Below are 19,375 nucleotides of genomic sequence, written 5' to 3'. Positions count from 1 at the left end.
TTTTTAGTATTTAATAAAAAAACAGTTAATATTAACAAAACACCCAAGCATTACGTACAAGCCGTTCTGCTACTTCTTCGTAGTTAACCTCTTCAATATTCCCATGATGGCCTTCCTGCGCGGTTAACTTGTCATAGTTATGACAAACATGATTAATCGTTATCCTTATAAATGCACTCATAAAATCAGCATCATCGACAAGATGCGAAATGCTGTCACTACACATATCCTGCATTGTTTTCCAGCTCGCTTCAAAAGAACGCTTTGCAAGATCATAGAACAACTCAGTAGATGTATTTTTACTTTCAATATTTTTAATCATGATTACTCCTCATCTTTACATGATATATTTTAACTTACTCTTATTTTCAGCCCCTGAATACGGGGCTAAAACAAAAAACTACTTTTGAGAATCTTTCATAAAATCCATTTCTTTATGAAATGCCTTTAATGCTTTCAATATAAAATCGTTATCAATGAGTCTTGTTGTTAACTTTACATCAAAGAATGTATTCCTTACGACTTTAGGGAACATCTGTTTTGCTACTTTAATACTCTCCTTATAAGTATTCATCATAAAAGCTTCTTCATGCTTGAGTTGTTCTACTTGTTCAGGATGGTTCTGAATAATAGAACTCACACGCAATTCAAAGCATTGTTTAGATAAATGCAGTAATATCTTGTTTGCTTCTTTTTTCAGATCTTTATTCATGATTTCTTCCTCTTTATTTAATGCCAAGTTTAGGATAGATTTTTTTGAACTCTCTATAAGAGTATTTTAAATCTTCCATAACTTCATCAATCAAAAAAATACATTCCCCAACATTATTGTCTCTCAACCACTTGAGGAAGTCTGGTTTTGTGATATAAATAATATGATCCATAACCATATTCATATATTCTTTATCATAAAGATGACGTTCAAATTGATCACCCATTATCTTAAACATGTTTTCCACATAAAGAGCTAAGTTATCCATTGCCATTCTTGAGAAAACTTCAGTTTTATCATTATCAAAGATAAATGATATTTCAGGCACATTTATATTTTTCATGTTATTTTCCTTTTATTAGTTAGATGTATTACGAGAAGCGGTTATAGCTTTATAAATCCACTCATCAACTTCGCTTTCAATGAAAGCAACAGCTCTTTCACCGATTTTTATTTGTTTGGGGAATTTCCCCGCGCTGATAAGTTTATAAATCCACGTCTTGCCGAACCCGGTTTTCCTTATTACTTCTGATAAGCGAATAAGTTTTAAAGTTTTATCTGTTTTGTTTTGAACCATGTTTATCTCCTGTTTTTTTTACGTAATATCTTGGATATTTCGTTTTTTAGTATGTTGTTCGATGGAGATAATTCTAGGATTTTGGCTGGTTCTAAACTAGGGATGTTCACCAACCGTGAGTTTCGCGGAAATTTTTGGAGGGATACGCTTTTTAGGGATGTTCGCAGGTTGTGAACATCCCTTGTGTTTACTTTTTGTTTTTATCCGAGGATTTATCGTTAAGTGTTATCACATCAACGATTCCCCAATCCTTCAACATATTGTTTTTAATATAGAAATCATTTAAAACCTTGAAGTACTCATCGTTATCAAGATAACTTTTCGCGTAATCATAATCAGTATCTTTGATGTTCTCACTACTTCTGACCCCATTATTACCATGCAGGATGTCAGCTAAAATGGTGAAAGGTATGTTCTTACCTTCGTTGTAGAGCTGTTCCCATGAGATCAAATCCATCAAAGGGATGACTTTGTAATCAAGTATTCTTTCAAAGGTCTTATGACCAAACCTAAATTTTCGTTTCGGGGGTTTAGGCGTTTTCAGGTGCTTTTGCCATAGAGCAATCAGTACTTTCAGATGTTCTGCGAGATCGTCACTGCTGGCTTCTTCCAAGTCAATTTCAATCAGCATCTTGTTAGCAGGGTTCATGCCTCCTTGTTTCAGATACTCAGAGATGTAGTCGGAACTCACTGCAACAGGGTCTGTTTGCTCTGAAGTCTCCAGCCGATACATAGCCCGCCCATAGTTGAACAATTGAACTCTGGTCATTGGTCTTACAGCATAGCTATGCGACAGTCTGTGATTGTCTGAAATCCAGTCTGATTTAAGTATCACATCACCACATCGGATTGTGGCATCATGGTATATCGCTTGCATTTGATTATCTTTGCCTGCTGTTTCCCATTGTTGTCTTGTTTTGTAAGCCAACATCCGTCTTTCAAGCTCTGCATAGATTTGTTCTAAGGTGAGGTCTTTCAGGCCATCATATCGGCGTACATCAAACCAAGATAACGCTGCCCTGATTTCTTCCATTTCCTTTTGTGTAGTCATTGTTCTACCGATTGCTTTTGTGTTTCCTAAACGTTAGCCCATTCAACATGATAGAGAAAGTGGAAAAGAGGAGTGGGTTTTCAAAATGGTGTGAGCACAGTAAGTGACCTTGGAGGTCAGTGCTTTCACCTTGACTAAAAATGATTAATTTAATAAAAAATAACCAATTGTTTTTCATCATTTATTTTATAAAAAATAACGACAACATCATGTTGATAATGAAAGAAAATTTAGATACGTATAGTCAGATGATTATGACAACAACCAATTGTTTTTAATTGACATTTTCACCACAAGAAAACAATAATGATGGTAAATATGTTGGTAAAAATATGGCTATATTTAACAAAGGCAGTAATAACAGGAGATGTAGATGAAGTTCGAGTCCAGTCAGAGGAGCCATATTTAGAGAAGCCCGTTTAAGGAAACTTAAGCGGGCTTTTTGCTATGGGGCATTTACAGCCCGCGTTGTTCCATCAGCAGCGCCAAATCGACCAAGCGGTTGGAGAAGCCCCACTCGTTGTCATACCAGGCGAGCACTTTCACCAGGTTGCCGCCGATGACCAGCGTAGACAAACCATCGATAATCGACGAACGCGCGTCGCCCCGATAGTCGCTCGACACCAGCGGTTCATCGCTGTACCCCAAGATCCCTTTCAGCGGGCCGGACGCCGCCGCCGCGCGGAAAGCGGCGTTAATCTCCTCCGCCGTCGCCGGGCGTTTCAGCGTCACTGTCAGATCGACGATGGAAACCACCGGCACCGGCACCCGCAGCGAGTAACCGGTCAGGCGGCCGTCGAGATCCGGGATCACCTTGCCGAGCGCCTTGGCCGCGCCGCTGGAGTAAGGCACGATCGACTCTGCCGCCGCCCGCGCGCCGCGCAAATCTTTTTCCGGCTGATCGTGCAGCGCCTGGCTATTGGTGTAGGCGTGAGTGGTGTTCATCAGCCCGTATTCAATGCCGAAGGCCTGATGCAACACCTGCGCGGCGGGCGCCAGCCCGTTGGTAGTACAGCTGCCGTTGCTGACCACTTTATGCAGCGCCGGATCGTAGAGCTGGTCGTTAACCCCCATGACGATGGTGATGTCGTCGTTCTTGGCCGGCGCCGAGATAATCACCCGCTTGGCGCCGCCGTGCGTGATGTGCACTTCCGCCTTGGCTTTATCGGTAAAGAAGCCCGTCGCTTCGATCACCACGTCCACGCCCACGCTGCTCCAGGGGATCGCGGCGGGATCGCGCTGCGAAAACACCTGGATCGGCCGGCCGTCCAGCAGCAGCTGGTTGTCGCCGGCTTCCACCCTGGCCGCCAGCGTGCCGGAAAGCGTGTCGTATTTCAGCAGGTGCGCCAGCGTCTTGCTGTCCGTCAGATCGTTGATCGCCACCACTTCAAAATCGCTGCGCCCCAGCGCCGCGCGCAGCACATTGCGCCCGATCCTGCCGAAGCCGTTAATGCCTACTTTCACCATGATGCTCTCCTCGTTTTGGGCTTTGCCTCAAATCTAGCCTTGCCCCGAGGCGGCGTAAATGACGTTTACCGATCAATTTACGCCAAATTGCGCGCATGGAAGCGTTCGCGGTATTCACTCGGGGTCAGCTGCAGTTTGCGCTCAAACACCCGCCGCAGGTTAAGGCCGTTGCCGAAGCCGGTGGCCAGCGCGATCTGTTCGATGCCCTCCGCGCTCTGCTCAAGGCGCTGTCTGGCGGTATGCAGCCGCCCTTCTTCGACGAATTTGGCGGGAGAAATGCCCGTCTCGCGGGTGAACACCCGGGTAAAGTTGCGCGGGCTCATCGCCACGCGTTCGGCCAACCGATCGACGCTGAGATCGTCAGCGAGGTTTTCCAGGATCCAGGACTGCAGATCGCGGATCGGGCCCGGCGATTTGGCCTGGTTGAGCGGGTAGCGGCTGAACTGCGCCTGCCCGCCGGGGCGACGCAGAAACATCACCAGATCCTGCGCCACTTCGCGCGCCTGCACGAAGCCGTAGTCGTCCTCCACCAACGCCAACGTCAGGTCGAAGCCGGAACTGACGCCGCCGGAGGTCCAAATCGGCCCGTCCTGCACGTAGATCGGGCCGTTCTCGACCTGCACCCGCGGGAAGCGTGCCTGCAGCGTTTCCGCCAGCCGCCAGTGGGTAGTCGCCCGCCGCCCGTCCAGCAATCCGGCTTCGGCCAGCAGCAGAGCCCCGCCGCAAACGGAGGCAATACGGCGCGCCTGCGGGGCCGCGCGACGCAGCCAATCCGCCACCACGGCCCCCTCTTCTTCGGTCGCCCCCTTGCCGGCGACAATGACGGTATCGCGCGGCAGGAGCGGATCGAGATCCGCCAGGCGATGGTCGGCCAACAGGCTCAGGCCTGACAGACCGTGCACCACCCGATGGGATTGCGTGGTGGCGACCGCGATCTGATACAGCGGCGCTTCGGCAGGGCTCAGACGGTTAGCCTGCATCAGGATATCGGCGATACCCGCCGCTTCGAACAGCATGCCCCCTTCAGGGACGATAATCAGGAATGTATGCATGGCGATAATAAGAAGAACGAGCAAAACAGGACAGACAGCCACTGTATAAGAAAAGCGCCGCCGGTTCACCCTGCGGGCATAAAAAAGCCCGCCGGCAAGCGCCGACGGGCCAACAAAGCACTGCCCTCAAGCCTGCGGCAGGTTCACCCCGCCGGCGCGCGCCAACTGCGCCAGCAGCGCCGTTTGAAACGCCTCGTCGTGTACCGCCGCGTGGGGATCGAACCGTTGCTGATGGTGCCAATAGCCGCCGGACGCCAGGGCCTGCGGCTCATCGCTGGTCACCAACCACGCCTGCGTCACATGCCCCAGCGCCAGATCGTCGGGCGCATCCGCGCCGCCCATTTTGGTCGGCACCCAGCCGGGATCGACCGCGCTGCTGATCACGTCAGGCCACAGGCGCGCCACGGCGGCGGCCAGCGCGGTGACGAACAGCTTGCTGTCCGAATAGGAACCCGCTGCGCCGCCGAGCCAATCCACGCCGTTCAGTTCCGGCACGCCGTCAAAATGCATACTGCTGCTCAGGTAGACGATACGCTTGGGGCGTTCGATCAGGGCCGTCAGCAAGTAGGGCGCAATCACGTTCACCGGCATCACCTGCGGCCCGGTAAACATACCGGCGTTGTGGATCACCGCGTCCGGGCGGCCGAGGCGGTTGACCTGCTCGGCAAGCTGCCGGATCTGCTGCACATCGGACAGATCGCCAATCGCCGCCTGCGCACCGCGATCCAGCAGATCGCGCACCGCGTCCAAACGGCCGGGCTCACGCGCATGCAAAATCACCTGATGCCCTTCGTCCAACAGCGTTTGCGCGGCGGCGCGGCCCAGCCCGTCTACCGAACCGGTAATGAAAATGCGTGACATGCCACTCCTCCGTTTAGCGCCAGCCGAGCGCCGGCGCAACATGGGTTAAAATCGACTCGATGACGTGGGCGTTGTAATCCACGCCCAGCTGGTTAGGCACGGTCAGCAGCAGCGTATCCGCTTCGGCGATGGCCTCGTCCTGCGCCAGCTGCTCGATCAGCACGTCCGGCTCGGCGGCATAGCTGCGGCCGAAGATCGCCCGGGTCTGCGCGTCGATATATCCGAGCTGATCGCCCTCCTTGCCACCGCCGCCGAAGTAGTTGCGATCCCGCTGATCCACCAGCGCGAAGATGCTGCGGCTCACGGAAACCCGCGGCTCATGCGCGTGGCCGGCCTCTTGCCAGGCGGCTCGGTAGGCGCGGATCTGCTTGGCCTGCTGGATGTGGAAGGGTTCGCCGGTCTCGTCGTTCTTGAGCGTCGAGCTTTGCAGGTGCATGCCCAGCTTCGCCGCCCAGACGGCGGTGGCGTTGGAACCGGCGCCCCACCAGATGCGATCGCGCAGCCCGGCGGAAAACGGCTCCGGCCGCAGCAGCCCGGGCGGATTCGGGAACATCGGCTGTGGATTGGGCTCGGCGAACCCTTCGCCACGCAGCGCTTCCAGGAACACTTCGGTATGGCGGCGGGCCATGTCCGCGTCGCTCTCGCCGTCGGCCGGGGCATAGCCGAAATAGCGCCAGCCGTCGATCACCTGCTCCGGCGAGCCGCGGCTGATGCCGAGCTGCAGCCGCCCGCCGGCGATCAGATCCGCCGCGCCGGCGTCTTCCACCATGTACAGCGGATTTTCATAACGCATGTCGATCACGCCGGTGCCGATCTCGATGCGTTGGGTTTTGGCGCCGATGGCGGCCAGCAGCGGGAACGGCGACCCCAACTGGCGTGCAAAGTGGTGTACGCGAAAATAGGCGCCGTCCGCCCCCAGATCTTCGGCGGCGACCGCCAGATCGATGGACTGCAACAGCGCATCCGCCGCGGAACGGGTGCCGGACTGGGCGGAAGGCGACCAGTGGCCAAACGAGAGAAAACCAATCTTTTTCATCGGGCATCGTCCTCAAAGGCAAAACATGGGCCTACAGTGACAAAAATCGCGCGCTTTGCGCCAGCAAAATCGCCCCCGATCGCACTAAACGAACCGATTGCCACCGCGCCGCCCGGCGATTGTAATCAAAAAACAAATGTCGTATAACAAGCAGCTCCGAGGGGTGTCCTGTTACGGGCTGAGATGGCGCAAGCCGAACCCTTTGAACCTGATCTGGGTCATGCCAGCGAAGGGACGGTTAGGCAACAACGCTCTCACCCGTTGCCTGTTCATACCCCAGCGTGCCCGGATCTCCACTGACTCAAGGAGGTCCCATGTCCATCACCACCCTGTTCGAAAGCGGTCTTTACGGCCGGCTGCGCCAACAAGCCGGCAGCCACTGGCAGGACTACGTCGATCACCCGTTTCTGCAGCAGCTGGCCGCCGGCACCTTGCCCGAACGCGCTTTTCGCCGCTACCTGACCCAGGACTACCTGTTCCTGCTGCACTTCGCCCGCGCCTACGCGCTGCTGGTCAGCAAGCTGCGCACCCTGCCGGAAATGCGTGCCGCCACGGCGTCGCTCAACGGCATCGTCGCCGAACTGCCGCTGCACGTGGCCTACTGCGCCGAATGGGGGCTGAGCGAAGCGCAGATCGCCGCCCAGCCGGAAGCGGCGGAGACCATGAACTACACTCGCTACGTACTGGATATCGGCCATGCCGGCGACGCCCTCGATCTGCTGGCCGGCCTGCTGCCCTGCGTGGCCGGCTATGCCGAAATCGGCCTGCGGCTGCTGCACGATCCCGCCACCAAGATGGAGGGCAATCCTTACGCCTCCTGGATCCGCAACTACGGCGAAGAGGGCTATCTGGCCGGCGTGCGTGCCGCCATCGAGCTGCTCGAGACCGTCGGCCACCAGCGCGGCGCACCAGGCCGCTTCACCGAGCTGGCGCAGATTTTCACCACCGCCACCCAGTTGGAATCGGCATTTTGGCAGATGGGGCTGAACGCCTCATGACCTCCCCGCTTCTCCCGCCCGGCATCCAGGTGCGGGATCTCAGCCTGCGTTTCGGTCAGCAAATCGTCTTCGACCGGCTGAGCTTCGACATCGCCGGCGGCAGCTTCGTCGCCCTGCTCGGCGCCAGCGGCGCCGGCAAAACCAGCCTGCTGAAGATCATCGCCGGCCTGGAACGGGCTACCTCGGGCACGGTGACCGGCAGCGACGGTTTGCCGATCGCCGGGCGCATCGCCTACATGGGGCAAAAAGACCTGCTCTACCCCTGGCTGACCGTCGAAGAGAACGTCGCCCTCGGCTCGCGGCTGCGCGGCGAAACGCCGGACCGGGCGTGGGTGGCGCACCTGCTGGAGCGCGTGGGCCTGGCCGCGCATGGCCGCAGCCTGCCCGCCGCGCTGTCCGGCGGCATGCGCCAGCGCGCCGCCATCGCCCGCACGCTCTACGAACGCCAGCCGATCGTACTGATGGACGAACCCTTTTCCGCGCTGGACGCCATTACCCGCGCCGAGATCCAGAGCCTGGCCGCCGAATTGCTGGCGCAAAACACCGTGCTGCTGATCACCCACGATCCGATGGAGGCCTGCCGACTGAGCCACCGGCTGCTGGTGCTGTCGCCCTGGCCGCTGGGCCTCGACGATACCCACCGCATCAGCGGGCAACCGCCGCGCGCGCCGGATGACGCCGACCTGCTGAGAAGCCAGGCCGAACTGCTGCAACAGCTGGTGAGGGCCGCGCAATGAATATTCCCAAAGAGCGTGGGCTTACCCGCCTGCGGCGTGGGCTGACGGTGTTTGCCGGCCTGCTGCTGCTGTGGTGGCTGGCGGCGCAAAGCGGCATTCCGGCCTTTCTGCTGCCCACGCCGGGCGCGGTGGCGCAGGCGCTGTGGGACGGGCGCGGCTATCTCGCCTGGCACACGCTGGTCACCGCATCGGAGATCGTCAGCGGGCTGGCGCTGGGTGTCTTGCTCGGCGCGGCGCTGGCGCTGTGCATGATCTTCTCGCCGCGCCTGCAGCGCTGGCTGATGCCGCTGGTGCTCACCAGCCAGGCGATACCGGTGTTCGCCCTGGCCCCGCTGCTGGTGCTGTGGTTCGGCTTCGGCATGAGCGCCAAGGTGGCGATGGCGGTGCTGGTGATCTTCTTTCCGGTGGTGTCGGCCTTTTTCGACGGGCTGCGCCGGGTCAACAACGACTATCTCGATCTGGCGCGCACGATGCGCGCTTCGCGCTGGGCGCAGCTGCGGCACGTGCGGCTGATGGCGGCGCTGCCGGCCTTCGGCTCCGGCCTGCGCATGGCCGCCGCCGTCGCGCCGATCGGCGCCATCATCGGCGAATGGGTCGGCTCGGCCGAAGGGCTGGGCTACGTGATGCTGAACGCCAACGCGCGCATGCAGACCGACGTCTGCTTCGCCGCGCTGTTTATTTTGGTGCTGATGACCGTGCTGCTGTGGGCTGCGGTGGATGCGCTGCTGCGGCGCCTGATCGCCTGGGCACCGGAAAACGACTGATATACCCGTCATATTTCAAGTTACAGGTGTGTTGGCTGCCTTTGCTCACCCGAATCACTTACTTAAGTAAGCTCATCGGGACTCGCTCAGTTGCCGCCTTCCTGCAACTCGAACTATTTAGGGTATAACCTTTGAATAATAAGGAACCAACCATGATTAAAAAGACCCTCTGCGGGCTGCTGCTCAGCGCCGCTCTGGCTGGCCAGGCCGGCGCGGCCGAAAAGCTGACGCTGGTGCTCGACTGGTACATCAACCCCGATCACGCGCCGATTATGGTGGCCGAGCAGATCGGCGCCTTCAAGGCCGCAGGGCTGGACGTCAAGATCGTGCCGCCGTCCGATCCGGCGCTGCCGCCGCGGCTGGTGGCCGCCAAACAGGCCGACCTCGCCATCACCTATCAGCCGCAGCTGCATTTCTTCGCCGATCAGGGCCTGCCGCTGATGCGCGTCGGCTCGCTGATCAACACGCCGTTGAATACGGTGATCGCACTGGATAAAAACATCACGTCGCCGGCGGATCTCAAGGGCAAAACGGTGGGTTACTCGGTCAGCGGCATCGAACAGGCGACGCTGGCCACCATGGTCGAACACGAGCACCTCAAGCCGCAGGACATCAAGCTCATCAACGTCAACTTCCAGCTGACCAGCGCCCTGCTGGCGGGCCAGGTCGATGCGGTGATCGGCGGCTACCGCAACATCGAAGCGCTGGAGCTGAAGCTGCAGGGCAAGACGCCGGTGGTGTTCAACGTCGAAGATTTCGGCGTGCCGGCCTACGACGAGCTGATCATCGTCGCCCACCGCGATGCGGTGAACGAGCCGAAAATTCGCAAGTTCCTCGCCGCGCTGAAGCAAGGCAGCGACTACCTGCATGCGCACCCGCAGGACACCTGGCTGGCGTTCGCCAAGGCGCACCCGGAGCTGAATACCGAGCTGAACAAACAGGCTTGGCAAGCCAGCCTGCCGCTGTTCGCGCGCGATCCGGCCAAGCTGGATCGGGCACGCTACCAGGCTTACGAACAGTTCCTGTTCGACAACAAGCTGATCAAGAAAATCACCCCGGTGGAACGGTACGCGGTGGAGCTGGACTGATCACGCCGAGGCGGCCGGCGGCGCCACCGTCACCTCGCCCTGGCCGCTGCGCTGCAAGGCCGCCTTCACCAACCCGTTGGCTTTGCAGCGCTCGATAAAATCGTTCACGTAGGCGGCGCCCTGCGTTTTTTGCCGCGGCACCGCCATCGCCTGGCGGATGGCGGTGAAATGCCCCTCCAGCACCCGGTAGCCGGGATGGGCGGCCGCGGCGGCCAACAGCGGCTGGCGCACGCCGGCCGCCGCCTCCAGCCCCCGTTCGAAAAACAGCGCGATCGCCTCGGCGGAGGTTGCCGCCCGCACCAGCTGCGCCTGCTGCAGCGTGCGCGATAAAAACAGATCGTACGCCGCCCCCTGGCCGACCGCGATGCGCACCTCCGGCCTGTCAAGCTGCGCCACCTCAAAGTAAGGCGCGTCGTTCGCCACCAGATAGGTTCCCTCGATGATCACGTAGGGCTCGCTGAAGGCGATCTGCGCCGCGCGCACCGGCTCGATGGCCATAAACGCCAGGTTCCAGGCGCCGCTGTCCAGATCGGCGAACACCTTACCCGCCGCGTCATAGGTGACCAGTTCGAGCGCCACGCCCAGCTCCTGGGCCAGCGCGGCGGCCAGCTCCACCGAAGCGCCCTGCGGTTTGCCGCCGGCCCCGGCCTGCGCCAGCACCGGATTGCCGTAGTTGATCGCCGCGCGCAATACGCCTTGCGGGGCCAGATCGTCGAGTACCGCGGCGGGAATCGTCTGCATACTTCCTCCTGAATGGGGCTGATGGGCGCACCGTCGTGGCGCTCACTAAGCGTAGAGCGAAACCTCCGACCAGCAAGCTTTCGCCACCGAGGCCGCCGTCGGCGTGATTAGCGTCACACTATTGTCATAAAAATGTACAATAGCCGCCGCTCGTCGGCCGTAGCGGGAGATCGCGCGTTGTTCCGCCGCCGGCAATAGGCTATACCCTTCACTTTTCGCGCCGCGGCACGCTCGGCGGCGCAAACCAGGGCAGCAACGGTTTTATTTCAATCAGACAAGGTTTGGCGGATGGTTTTAGCAGTCGTTTCGTTTGTTCTCTTTTTGGCGTCGATTTTGATTTATCGCACCCGGGCCGCCGCCAACCGCTGGTGGTTCGCTATTCTGCTGACGCTGCTCGGCAGCTATCTGGTGCTGAACGTCATCCTGATCGCCAGCAACTACTTCACCGGCGACGGCATCACCGACGCGGTGATTTACACCGTCACCAGCAGCCTCAAAGGCGCGGGCATCAGCAAATACGTGCTGCCGTTTATCGGCCTGCTGGCGGCGTTGGGGCTTATCTTCGCGGTGCTGGCCCGCAGCCTGCTGCGCCGCAAGGCCAAAGGCAGCAGCGTGGCCTACAGCGTCGTCGCCGTGCTGCTTGCGCTGTTTTCGGTCGGTACCACCCCGGCGTTTCAGGACATCTCGCTGCTGGTCAAGAGCCAGATCGTCGGCGATACCGCCGATTTCACCACCTACTACAAGGCGCCGAAAAAGACCGTGCAGGGCAAACGGCCGAACCTGGTGTACATCTATGCCGAGAGCCTGGAGCGCACCTACTTCGATACCGAGCTGTTTCCCGGCCTGGCCGACGAGCTGAACGCCCTGCGCACGGACAGCATCGATTTCAGCAACACCCAGCAGCTGCCGGGCACCGGTTATACCATCGCCGGCATGGTCGCCTCGCAGTGCGGCATTCCGCTGTTCGCACCTTTCGACGGCAACGCCTCCAGCGCGGTCTCCACCTTCTACCCGGAGAATGTCTGCCTGGGCGACGTGCTGAAGGCCGCCGGCTACAGCAACTATTTCTATCAGGGCGCCGAGCTGGCGTTCGCCGGTAAAGACACCTTCCTGAAATCCCACGGCTTCGACCACGTTTACGGCTTCAAAGAGCTGCGCGAACAGGTCGCCGATCCGAGCTACAAAAACGACTGGGGCTGGTACGACGACAGCGTGCTGGACGTGGTGTACGGCAAGTTCGTCGAGCTGTCCAAACAGCGCCAACCCTTCTCGCTGTTCACCCTGACCGTCGACACCCATCACCCGGACGGCTTTATCTCCGCCGGCTGCAGCAAAAAGAGTTACGCCTGGCAGAATAAAGAAAACCGCTCGCTGAGCGCGGTGGCCTGCAGCCAGCAACACATCGCCGCGCTGATCGACAAGATCAAACGCTCGCCCTATTTCAGCAACACCGTGATCGTGGTGTCCTCCGATCATCTGGCGATGAACAACACCGCCTACGATATCCTGACCAAACAGAAGCGCCGCAACCTGTTCTTCATCATCGACGGCACCCGGCCGCTGGCGGAACAGCGCAACGAGAAGCGCAGCACGCTGGACAACGGCGCCACGGTGCTGGACGTGATGGGCGGCGACAACTACATCGGCCTCGGCCGCAGCAGCCTGTCGGCGCCGTCGCTGTCTACGGTGTTCCTGAACATCGAAGAGAAGATCAACGGCTGGAAACCGGCGGTGATCAACCAGTGGGGCCTGCCGAACCGCATCAGCGACTACAGCGTGGATACGCGCCGGCGCAGCTTCAGCTTCTCCGGCGTCACCTACAAGGTGCCGTTCATTCTGCGGGTGGGCGATAACCGCATCGAACCGATGTTCAACGTCTACCTTTCCACCCCGCTGCGCAAGCAGCTGGCCGGGCTGGGGGCGGGGGAGAAATTCGTCTGGGTCGATAAATGCTACGAGATCGGCCGGGTCTGGGCGCCACAGCTGGCGCTGAGCACCGACATCTGCGTGGCCTCCGGCACCCTGGTCTCGCCGCCGCAGATCGTGCAGGCCGGCGGCGATCGCTTCCGCGGCAAGGTGAGCTTTACCGCCCCGGCGGCGGACAGCGTCGCCGATTATCAAAACGCCGTCGCTCGCCTGCAGGTGGACGACGCGGCGATGAAGTACCGGGCGGACAGCATCGAGTTCATGCTGCCCGGCATGCCGGAACAGGTGAAGGCCATCACCGGCGTTTCCGGCGTCGAGGAGTGGGGCCGCTGGTCCGACGCCAACCTGGCGCCGGCGGTCGACATCGATTACGTCGATCCGCTGCCGAAGCGCTTCGATCTGGTGCTGCGCGCCCGCGCCTACGGCAATAACGTCGGCGAACCGATTTCGGTGCGCGTCGGCGACGAAGAGCGTTTCGTGTCGCTCGGTGAACAGGACAGCACCGTCACCCTGCGCTTCGACAACCCGCGCGGCGCGCAGAAGATCAGCATTACCCCGCCGGCGCCGACCGAGCCGAAAGAGAGCGCCAGCGGCGGCTTTACGCCGAAGAAGCTGGGCATCGGCCTGGTGTCGCTGAAGGTCGAAGCGGCCGCCCCCGCCTCCTGATCCCCACGCCTTCACGGACGCGGTATTTTCTTTGCCGCGCCCGTCATTTCGGCCAAGCTTTTACGCCCTTCTTCGGCTAACCTGTGACGGTAAAACGCCGCAACCCCGCCACAGAGCCGGGACATCCAAGGAGAAAGTATGAGCTATGCCCCACCTCGCAGCGGCCTCAGCGCCGATCAGGCACTCGATCAACTGGAAGCCCTGTATGACGCCGCGGTAGACGCGCTGCGTCAGGCGGTCGGCGACTTTATCAGCCACGGCACGCTGCCGGATGCGCAGGCGCGCGCCGCCGGGCTGTTCGTGTATCCCGAACTGCGCGTCAGCTGGGACGGGCAGCAATCCGGCCCGAGCAAAACCCGCGCCTTCGGCCGCTTCACCCATCCCGGCAGCTACAGCACCACCGTGACCCGGCCGCAGCTGTTCCGCCACTATCTGGCCGAACAGTTGGCGATGCTGGAGCACGATTACGCCGCCCATATCGAAGTGGCGCCGTCGCAGCAGGAGATCCCGTTCCCTTACGTGATCGACGGCTCCAGCCTGGCGCTCGATCGCTCGATGAGCGCCGGCATCGCTCAGCATTTCCCCACCACCGAGCTGGCGCAGATCGGTGACGAAACCGCCGACGGCCTATATCACACCACCGACAACCATTTCCCGCTGTCGCATTTCGATGCGCTGCGCGCGGATTTCTCGCTGGCGCGGCTGCGGCACTACACCGGCACGCCGGTGGAACACTTCCAGCCGTTCGTGCTGTTCACCAACTACACCCGCTATGTGGATGAGTTCGTGCGCTGGGCCTGCGCCCAGATCGCCGATCCGGCCAGCCCGTACATCGCGCTCTCCAGCGCCGGCGGCACCTATATCACGCCGGAAACCAACGCTCCGGAGCAGGCGGTATCCGATCTGGCATGGAAAAATCACCAGATGCCGGCCTATCACCTGATTTCACGCACCGGCCAGGGCATCACGCTGATCAACATCGGCGTCGGCCCGTCCAACGCCAAGACTATCTGCGATCACCTGGCGGTGCTGCGCCCGAGCGCCTGGCTGATGATCGGCCACTGCGGCGGCCTGCGCGAGAGCCAGTCGATAGGCGATTATGTGCTGGCCCACGCCTATCTGCGCGACGATCACGTACTGGATGCGGTGCTGCCGCCGGATATCCCGATCCCGAGCATCGCCGAGGTGCAGCGCGCCCTGTACGACGCCACCAAGATGGTCAGCGGCATGCCCGGCGAAGAGGTCAAACAGCGCCTGCGCACCGGCACCGTGGTCACCACCGACGATCGCAACTGGGAGCTGCGCTATTCCGCTTCGGCGCGGCGCTTCAACCTCAGCCGCGCGGTGGCGGTCGACATGGAGAGCGCCACCATCGCCGCCCAGGGTTACCGCTTCCGGGTGCCGTACGGCACGCTGCTGTGCGTCTCCGACAAACCGCTGCACGGCGAAATAAAACTGCCGGGCCAGGCCAACCGCTTCTATGAAGGGGCGATCTCCGAGCACCTGCAGATCGGCATCTGCGCCATCGATCTGCTGCGCGCCGAGGGCGATCGCCTGCACTCGCGCAAGCTGCGCACCTTCAACGAACCGCCGTTCCGGTAACGGTTCTCAGGCCCGCTGCGGCGTAATGTTTGCCAGTTAGCGTTCTTATGAAGTTGTTCGTGGAGTTTCGGTCGATAAATAAAAGTTGCGCCATGAAACTCATGTGCCTCGACCGAACAAGGGGCCGTAAGCGCGGCCCCTTGCAACCCGCGCCTTTGCCCAATCAGACGGTTGGCTTTGCCAACTGCCCTCCCTCCGCCATTTTCATTGTCTTTTAAGCAGTTAACATCAAACAGTGAGGAACACTTTCCCGATGGCAGAAATTCGGGAGTTGGCCCTGACGCACATCACCAACTGCCGATTAAAGCTGCACACAACGCACTCAGGTGGGATAAAAATTGGTTCATCGCGCTTTACCGGGGAACGCTGCTTTGATTTTCAGGAAGAAGTAAGCGTTATCCCGGTATCCATAGGCCATCCGCTTCATCACTTTTATCTTATTGTTCATCCCTTCCAGCACGCTGGTATTCAACCTGTGTCTGGCACTCGCGATGATGCCACCGACATACCCTTTCAGTTTCTCGGCGAAGTGTTGCAACGCCTTGATTCCGCTTTCCTGAGACTGCCTGTACCAGCTTGTCCAGCGTCTCTGCGCCTCTTGTTCACTCGGGGCGTACCACAGTTCTTTCAGCGTCGTTTTCATCAGCCAGACCACATTCAACGGCTGATTCGCCTCCAGCAACTCCGTGAGCTTTACCTCATGCCCTTCGGGCAGGTTTTCGGGGTTGCGCAGCAGCAGCCAGCGGCTGCGTTTGATGACCTGACGCGATTTTGGGTTATCACGGAGTTGATTGGCCTGGTCGACGCGGACCCGGTCGATAACCTCCCGGCCATACTTTGCCACCACATGGAACAAGTCATAGACCACTTCCGCCTGCGGGCAGTGATGCCTGACCTCCAGGTCTAACGCCGTATTCATATCCATGGCGACAGACTGGATAGCGGCACAGCCTTCAGCGCCCAGCCAGACGAAGAAGGGGCGGAAGGCCGCTCTGCTGCGGCCTTCGCCCACCCACAACACCTGTTGCGTATCCGCATCCATCACCACGGTGGCATAACGATGTCCTTTGAACAGGGCGAACTCATCCATCACCAGACGGCGGAGGGTATGGCGCTGCGGCTCTGTCCGTTCCCGCAGCAGACGCCGGTAGTCGATATTCTTGACCGTATGCCAGTGCAGGCCGGTGAGTTGTGCAACGTGCTTAATCGGCAGTAAACGGACCAGTGACTCAACCCATACGGATAGCGTCGTGGTATATCTCTGGCGTTCAGGCAACCAGCTGATTTTTTCGGTGGTGACCCCGCAATGGGGGCAACACAGGCGCCGGACGGGGACGTTGAGCCAGACGACCCAATCGAGCAGCTGGCGTTCACGCACTCGGCGGAAGGAAACATCATGCACAACAGGAACCTGCCGTTCACAGCGCCGGCAACAGGGGGGGACGGCAGAATCAGGCTGGAGCTGGATAAGCAGGGAGTTGGCAGAAGGATGCGAGAAGGAATTGACGATAAAGCCTTCCCAGAATAGGGAGCAAAGGTTAGCATTCATAGTGACGGCAGTTTTGAAAGTTTAGGGTGTGTTTTGGCGAATACAAACCTAAACGTTCTGACTGCCGTTTTCTATTGGTTCACGCTAAAGCGCGATGAACCTAAAAATTGCCGATCAAGCTTAATTGACCAGTAATTTTTATCCTCAACGCACCAGCGCCAGCGCGCGTTTCTCCTGGCTGCGGCCGCCGGCGATCGACAGCAGCATGTCTTTGACCAGCAGAGCCGGGGCGGACAGCGCCTGTTGGCCCGACATGCACAGCGCCAGCGGCACAGACATCGTCGGCGCATTGATGCGCGCCATCCAGGCCTTGGCCGGGCCGATCATCGCGCGCGCCACCGATTCCGGCAGCACGGTCGCCCCCAGCCCGCCGGCGATTGCGGCGCTCAGCGCGCCCGAGGATTCGATCTCCCCCACCACGTTGATCGCCAGCTTGCGCAGCGCCATCGCCTCTTCCAGCTGATTGCGTACCGCATCGCCCTCGCGCGGCAGGAACAGGTTCAGCCGCGCCACGTCCAGCAGCTCGACGCTGTTGCCGGGATGCGGCACCGCACGCGTCGCCACCAGATAGAGATCTTCCCGCATCAAGGCGATGGCGTGCAGCCCGGCGGGCATTTTGGCGCCGTAGACCATCGCCATGTCCAACGTCTGGTTAGCCACCTGCCCGGCCAGCGCCGCGCCGCTGTTCTCATGCAGGCTGAGCAGGATGCCCGGCTGCTGATCGCGCAGGCTCTGCAGCAGCGGCAGCGCCAGCTGCGCCGCCGTGCTGCCTGACGCCAACCCGAGAGACACCTGGCCGCTCATCGCCTGCCCGGCGCTGTTGACCGCACTCTGCGCCTGCTCGCACTGGCGCAGAATGGTCTGCGCGTGGGCATAGAGAATATTGCCGGCCTCGGTCGGCTGTACGCCGCGCTTGGTGCGGATCAGCAACTGTTGTTTCAGCTCCCCCTCCAGCGTCGCCAGCTGCTGGCTGAGCGCCGGCTGGGCGATGTGCAACACCTCCGCCGCCTGGGTCAGGCTGCCGATATCAACGATTTTCACGAAGTACTTCAGACGTCTGAAATTCATAGTGCCTCCAGCGAGCCGCTAAATTGAGAATGCCGAAATCCGGTCAGGCACCGCAGCAAGATCCGGGCCAGAGTCGGTAAACGGCCACGGAGGCGGGATATAAGGCGGTCAACGGCCGTTCGTCGGGCGGCGAGCGCCACAGCGCAGGGCAGACGTTGCACCACAGGCAAGCAACGGCCCGAACAACGGGCCATCCGGGGGCACTGCGCGCGGGATAAGCGACAAAAGCGAGAAAAAGCAGCAGGTTGGGCAATCTTGCAGCAAACGGGCGCATCGGGTGTTTTCGCGCTTTACAAGCCGCAACCGCCCCGCTATTATTCGCCCCGTTCACACGATTCCTCTGTAGTTCAGTCGGTAGAACGGCGGACTGTTAATCCGTATGTCACTGGTTCGAGTCCAGTCAGAGGAGCCATATTTAGAGAAGCCCGCTCAGGGAAACCCGAGCGGGCTTTTTGCCTTTCAGCCGCCGTCAAAAGCTGCGTTTCGCCACCAGATAGGCGCCCGCCACCAGCAGCAGGGCGCCGAACAGCGCCGGCAGATTCTCGCGCAGCGCCGCCGGGCCGGCGCGGTAGACGTCCACCAGCAGCCCCATGCACAGCTGGCTGGCGACCAGGATCGAGATGGTGGCCGCCGCGCCCAGTTTTTGGTAGCCCAGGATACCGGCAAACACGAACAGCGATCCCAGCAGCCCCGGCAGCAGCATCCACCACCTGGCGGCGCCGGTCACTTCCGCTACCGCGCCGAGGCCGTTTTTGGCCAGCAGCAACCCCACCAGCAGCAGCAAACCGACGCTGGAATTGATCACCAGCGTGATAAGGATGGTCGAGACGCTTTCGGTCATGCGCACCATCAGCAGATTCTGCACCACCAGCCCCATTCCCGCCGCAATCAGCAGCAATAGCATATTCATCGCCCTGTCTCCCGGGATCAGCGCGCCGGCGGTGCCGCCCGCTCGTCGAGCGTCAGCTGCAGGAAAGTCAGATCCAGCCATTGGCCAAATTTGGCGCCCACCTGCTCCATGCGCCCCACCTCGCGGAACCCGAGCGCCAGGTGCAGCTGAATGGAGGCCTGATTACCGGATTCGATGCCGGCCACCATCACATGCTTGCCGATCTCCCGCGCCCGTGCGATCAGGGCGATCAACAGCGCTTTGCCAATCCCTTCACCGCGATGCGCCTGATGGACATACACCGAGTGTTCTACGGTATGGCGATAGCCGTCCCAGGCGCGCCAGTCGCCGAACGACGCGTAGCCGATCGCCTCGTCCGCGCCGTTCACCGCCACCAGCACCGGGTAGCCCGCCGCCTGCCGTTCGCCGATCCACGCCGCGCGATTGGCCGCATCCACCGTTTGTTCATTCCAGATGGCGGTGCTGTTCAACACCGCGTCGTTATAGATGGCGGCAATCGCCGCGCTATCGTTAAGCGTCGCATTTCGTATAATCATGGTTTACCCCGGCCAATTGTCCACTATAATACTA

The 19,375-nt window shown here is 59.5% G+C and carries 20 protein-coding genes, 1 tRNA gene and 1 riboswitch; of the genes, 7 read left to right on the top strand and 14 right to left on the bottom strand.

Features of this window, described 5'->3' with window-relative positions:
- Positions 1-31 precede the first annotated feature (31 nt).
- The 9 genes from GF111_RS22010 to GF111_RS21970 form a co-directional block, all read right to left on the bottom strand.
- Complete coding sequence (locus tag GF111_RS22010; protein WP_047730326.1) at positions 32-322, bottom strand: hypothetical protein; 291 nt, start codon at positions 320-322, stop codon at positions 32-34.
- 78 nt (positions 323-400) lie between these two features.
- Entirely contained in the window at positions 401-712 is a 312-nt protein-coding gene (locus GF111_RS22005; protein ID WP_047730325.1) for a hypothetical protein, read from the bottom strand.
- Positions 713-725: 13 nt separating this feature from the next.
- A complete protein-coding gene (locus tag GF111_RS22000) occupies positions 726-1,055 on the bottom strand; it encodes a hypothetical protein (protein WP_047730324.1) in 330 nt (109 codons plus the stop codon).
- Between the two features lie 15 nt (positions 1,056-1,070).
- Positions 1,071-1,289 carry an AlpA family transcriptional regulator gene (locus GF111_RS21995; RefSeq protein ID WP_002911792.1) on the bottom strand — a complete coding sequence of 73 codons (219 nt, stop codon included), beginning with the start codon at positions 1,287-1,289 and terminating at the stop codon, positions 1,071-1,073.
- A 187-nt stretch (positions 1,290-1,476) separates the two neighbouring features.
- Positions 1,477-2,340: a DUF6387 family protein gene (locus tag GF111_RS21990; protein ID WP_001515479.1), complete on the bottom strand. Its 864-nt coding sequence runs from the start codon at positions 2,338-2,340 to the stop codon at positions 1,477-1,479.
- A 456-nt stretch (positions 2,341-2,796) separates the two neighbouring features.
- The gene (gap, locus tag GF111_RS21985; protein ID WP_047730323.1) at positions 2,797-3,807 is read right to left on the bottom strand and encodes a type I glyceraldehyde-3-phosphate dehydrogenase; all 1,011 of its coding nucleotides are present in this window, start codon (positions 3,805-3,807) and stop codon (positions 2,797-2,799) included.
- Positions 3,808-3,884: 77 nt separating this feature from the next.
- Entirely contained in the window at positions 3,885-4,859 is a 975-nt protein-coding gene (locus GF111_RS21980) for a GlxA family transcriptional regulator (RefSeq protein ID WP_147190378.1), read from the bottom strand.
- Between the two features lie 126 nt (positions 4,860-4,985).
- Entirely contained in the window at positions 4,986-5,720 is a 735-nt protein-coding gene (locus tag GF111_RS21975; protein WP_055313475.1) for an SDR family NAD(P)-dependent oxidoreductase, read from the bottom strand.
- A gap of 13 nt (positions 5,721-5,733) precedes the next feature.
- The gene (locus GF111_RS21970; RefSeq protein WP_055313476.1) at positions 5,734-6,756 is read right to left on the bottom strand and encodes an LLM class flavin-dependent oxidoreductase; all 1,023 of its coding nucleotides are present in this window, start codon (positions 6,754-6,756) and stop codon (positions 5,734-5,736) included.
- Between the two features lie 149 nt (positions 6,757-6,905).
- A riboswitch (TPP riboswitch) is annotated at positions 6,906-7,008 on the top strand.
- A gap of 62 nt (positions 7,009-7,070) precedes the next feature.
- On the opposite strand from GF111_RS21970, the gene GF111_RS21965 reads away from it, so the two are divergent.
- The 4 genes from GF111_RS21965 to GF111_RS21950 all read left to right on the top strand — a co-directional run bounded on the left by GF111_RS21965 (position 7,071) and on the right by GF111_RS21950 (position 10,343).
- Positions 7,071-7,754, top strand: coding sequence for a TenA family protein (locus GF111_RS21965; RefSeq protein WP_047730320.1), 684 nt, complete (start codon positions 7,071-7,073; stop codon positions 7,752-7,754).
- The gene (locus GF111_RS21960) at positions 7,751-8,491 is read left to right on the top strand and encodes an ABC transporter ATP-binding protein (protein WP_047730319.1); all 741 of its coding nucleotides are present in this window, start codon (positions 7,751-7,753) and stop codon (positions 8,489-8,491) included. Before GF111_RS21965 ends, GF111_RS21960 begins: the two co-directional genes overlap by 4 nt.
- Positions 8,488-9,255, top strand: a complete 768-nt coding sequence (locus tag GF111_RS21955; RefSeq protein ID WP_060434561.1) for an ABC transporter permease — start codon at positions 8,488-8,490, stop codon at positions 9,253-9,255. The genes GF111_RS21960 and GF111_RS21955 overlap by 4 nt, the downstream gene beginning before the upstream one ends.
- A 152-nt stretch (positions 9,256-9,407) precedes the next feature.
- Positions 9,408-10,343 (top strand): ABC transporter substrate-binding protein, encoded by a 936-nt coding sequence (locus tag GF111_RS21950; RefSeq protein ID WP_147190376.1) that lies wholly within the window; start codon positions 9,408-9,410, stop codon positions 10,341-10,343.
- On the opposite strand, the gene GF111_RS21945 is transcribed toward GF111_RS21950, so the two are convergent.
- Positions 10,344-11,084 carry a transporter substrate-binding domain-containing protein gene (locus GF111_RS21945; RefSeq protein ID WP_049198701.1) on the bottom strand — a complete coding sequence of 247 codons (741 nt, stop codon included), beginning with the start codon at positions 11,082-11,084 and terminating at the stop codon, positions 10,344-10,346. It lies immediately after the preceding gene.
- Positions 11,085-11,372: 288 nt separating this feature from the next.
- On the opposite strand from GF111_RS21945, the gene opgB reads away from it, so the two are divergent.
- Both opgB and GF111_RS21935 read left to right on the top strand, forming a co-directional pair.
- On the top strand, positions 11,373-13,676 hold the full coding sequence (gene opgB / locus GF111_RS21940; RefSeq protein ID WP_147190375.1) for a phosphatidylglycerol--membrane-oligosaccharide glycerophosphotransferase: 2,304 nt from the start codon (positions 11,373-11,375) through the stop codon (positions 13,674-13,676).
- Positions 13,677-13,814: 138 nt separating this feature from the next.
- Positions 13,815-15,278 carry an AMP nucleosidase gene (locus GF111_RS21935; protein ID WP_094460474.1) on the top strand — a complete coding sequence of 488 codons (1,464 nt, stop codon included), beginning with the start codon at positions 13,815-13,817 and terminating at the stop codon, positions 15,276-15,278.
- Between the two features lie 343 nt (positions 15,279-15,621).
- Here the strand turns inward: GF111_RS21935 and GF111_RS21930 are convergent, their stop codons facing one another.
- Positions 15,622-16,827: an ISL3 family transposase gene (locus GF111_RS21930; protein WP_047730313.1), complete on the bottom strand. Its 1,206-nt coding sequence runs from the start codon at positions 16,825-16,827 to the stop codon at positions 15,622-15,624.
- Positions 16,828-16,971: 144 nt separating this feature from the next.
- The gene (gene nac, locus GF111_RS21925) at positions 16,972-17,895 is read right to left on the bottom strand and encodes a nitrogen assimilation transcriptional regulator NAC (protein ID WP_049272346.1); all 924 of its coding nucleotides are present in this window, start codon (positions 17,893-17,895) and stop codon (positions 16,972-16,974) included.
- A 336-nt stretch (positions 17,896-18,231) separates the two neighbouring features.
- On the opposite strand from nac, the gene GF111_RS21920 reads away from it, so the two are divergent.
- Positions 18,232-18,307, top strand: a tRNA-Asn gene (locus GF111_RS21920).
- Between the two features lie 57 nt (positions 18,308-18,364).
- Here the strand turns inward: GF111_RS21920 and GF111_RS21915 are convergent.
- Positions 18,365-18,805 carry a DMT family transporter gene (locus GF111_RS21915; RefSeq protein ID WP_038878024.1) on the bottom strand — a complete coding sequence of 147 codons (441 nt, stop codon included), beginning with the start codon at positions 18,803-18,805 and terminating at the stop codon, positions 18,365-18,367.
- Between the two features lie 17 nt (positions 18,806-18,822).
- Positions 18,823-19,341: a GNAT family N-acetyltransferase gene (locus GF111_RS21910; protein ID WP_055313291.1), complete on the bottom strand. Its 519-nt coding sequence runs from the start codon at positions 19,339-19,341 to the stop codon at positions 18,823-18,825.
- Positions 19,342-19,375: the final 34 nt, after the last annotated feature.

Origin of the sequence: Serratia sp. HRI, from assembly GCF_010119335.3 — a bacterium.
Classification (GTDB): domain Bacteria; phylum Pseudomonadota; class Gammaproteobacteria; order Enterobacterales; family Enterobacteriaceae; genus Serratia; species Serratia nevei.
The sequence above is the reverse complement of the archived record's forward strand: the minus strand, read 5'-3'. Positions and strand labels throughout refer to the sequence as shown.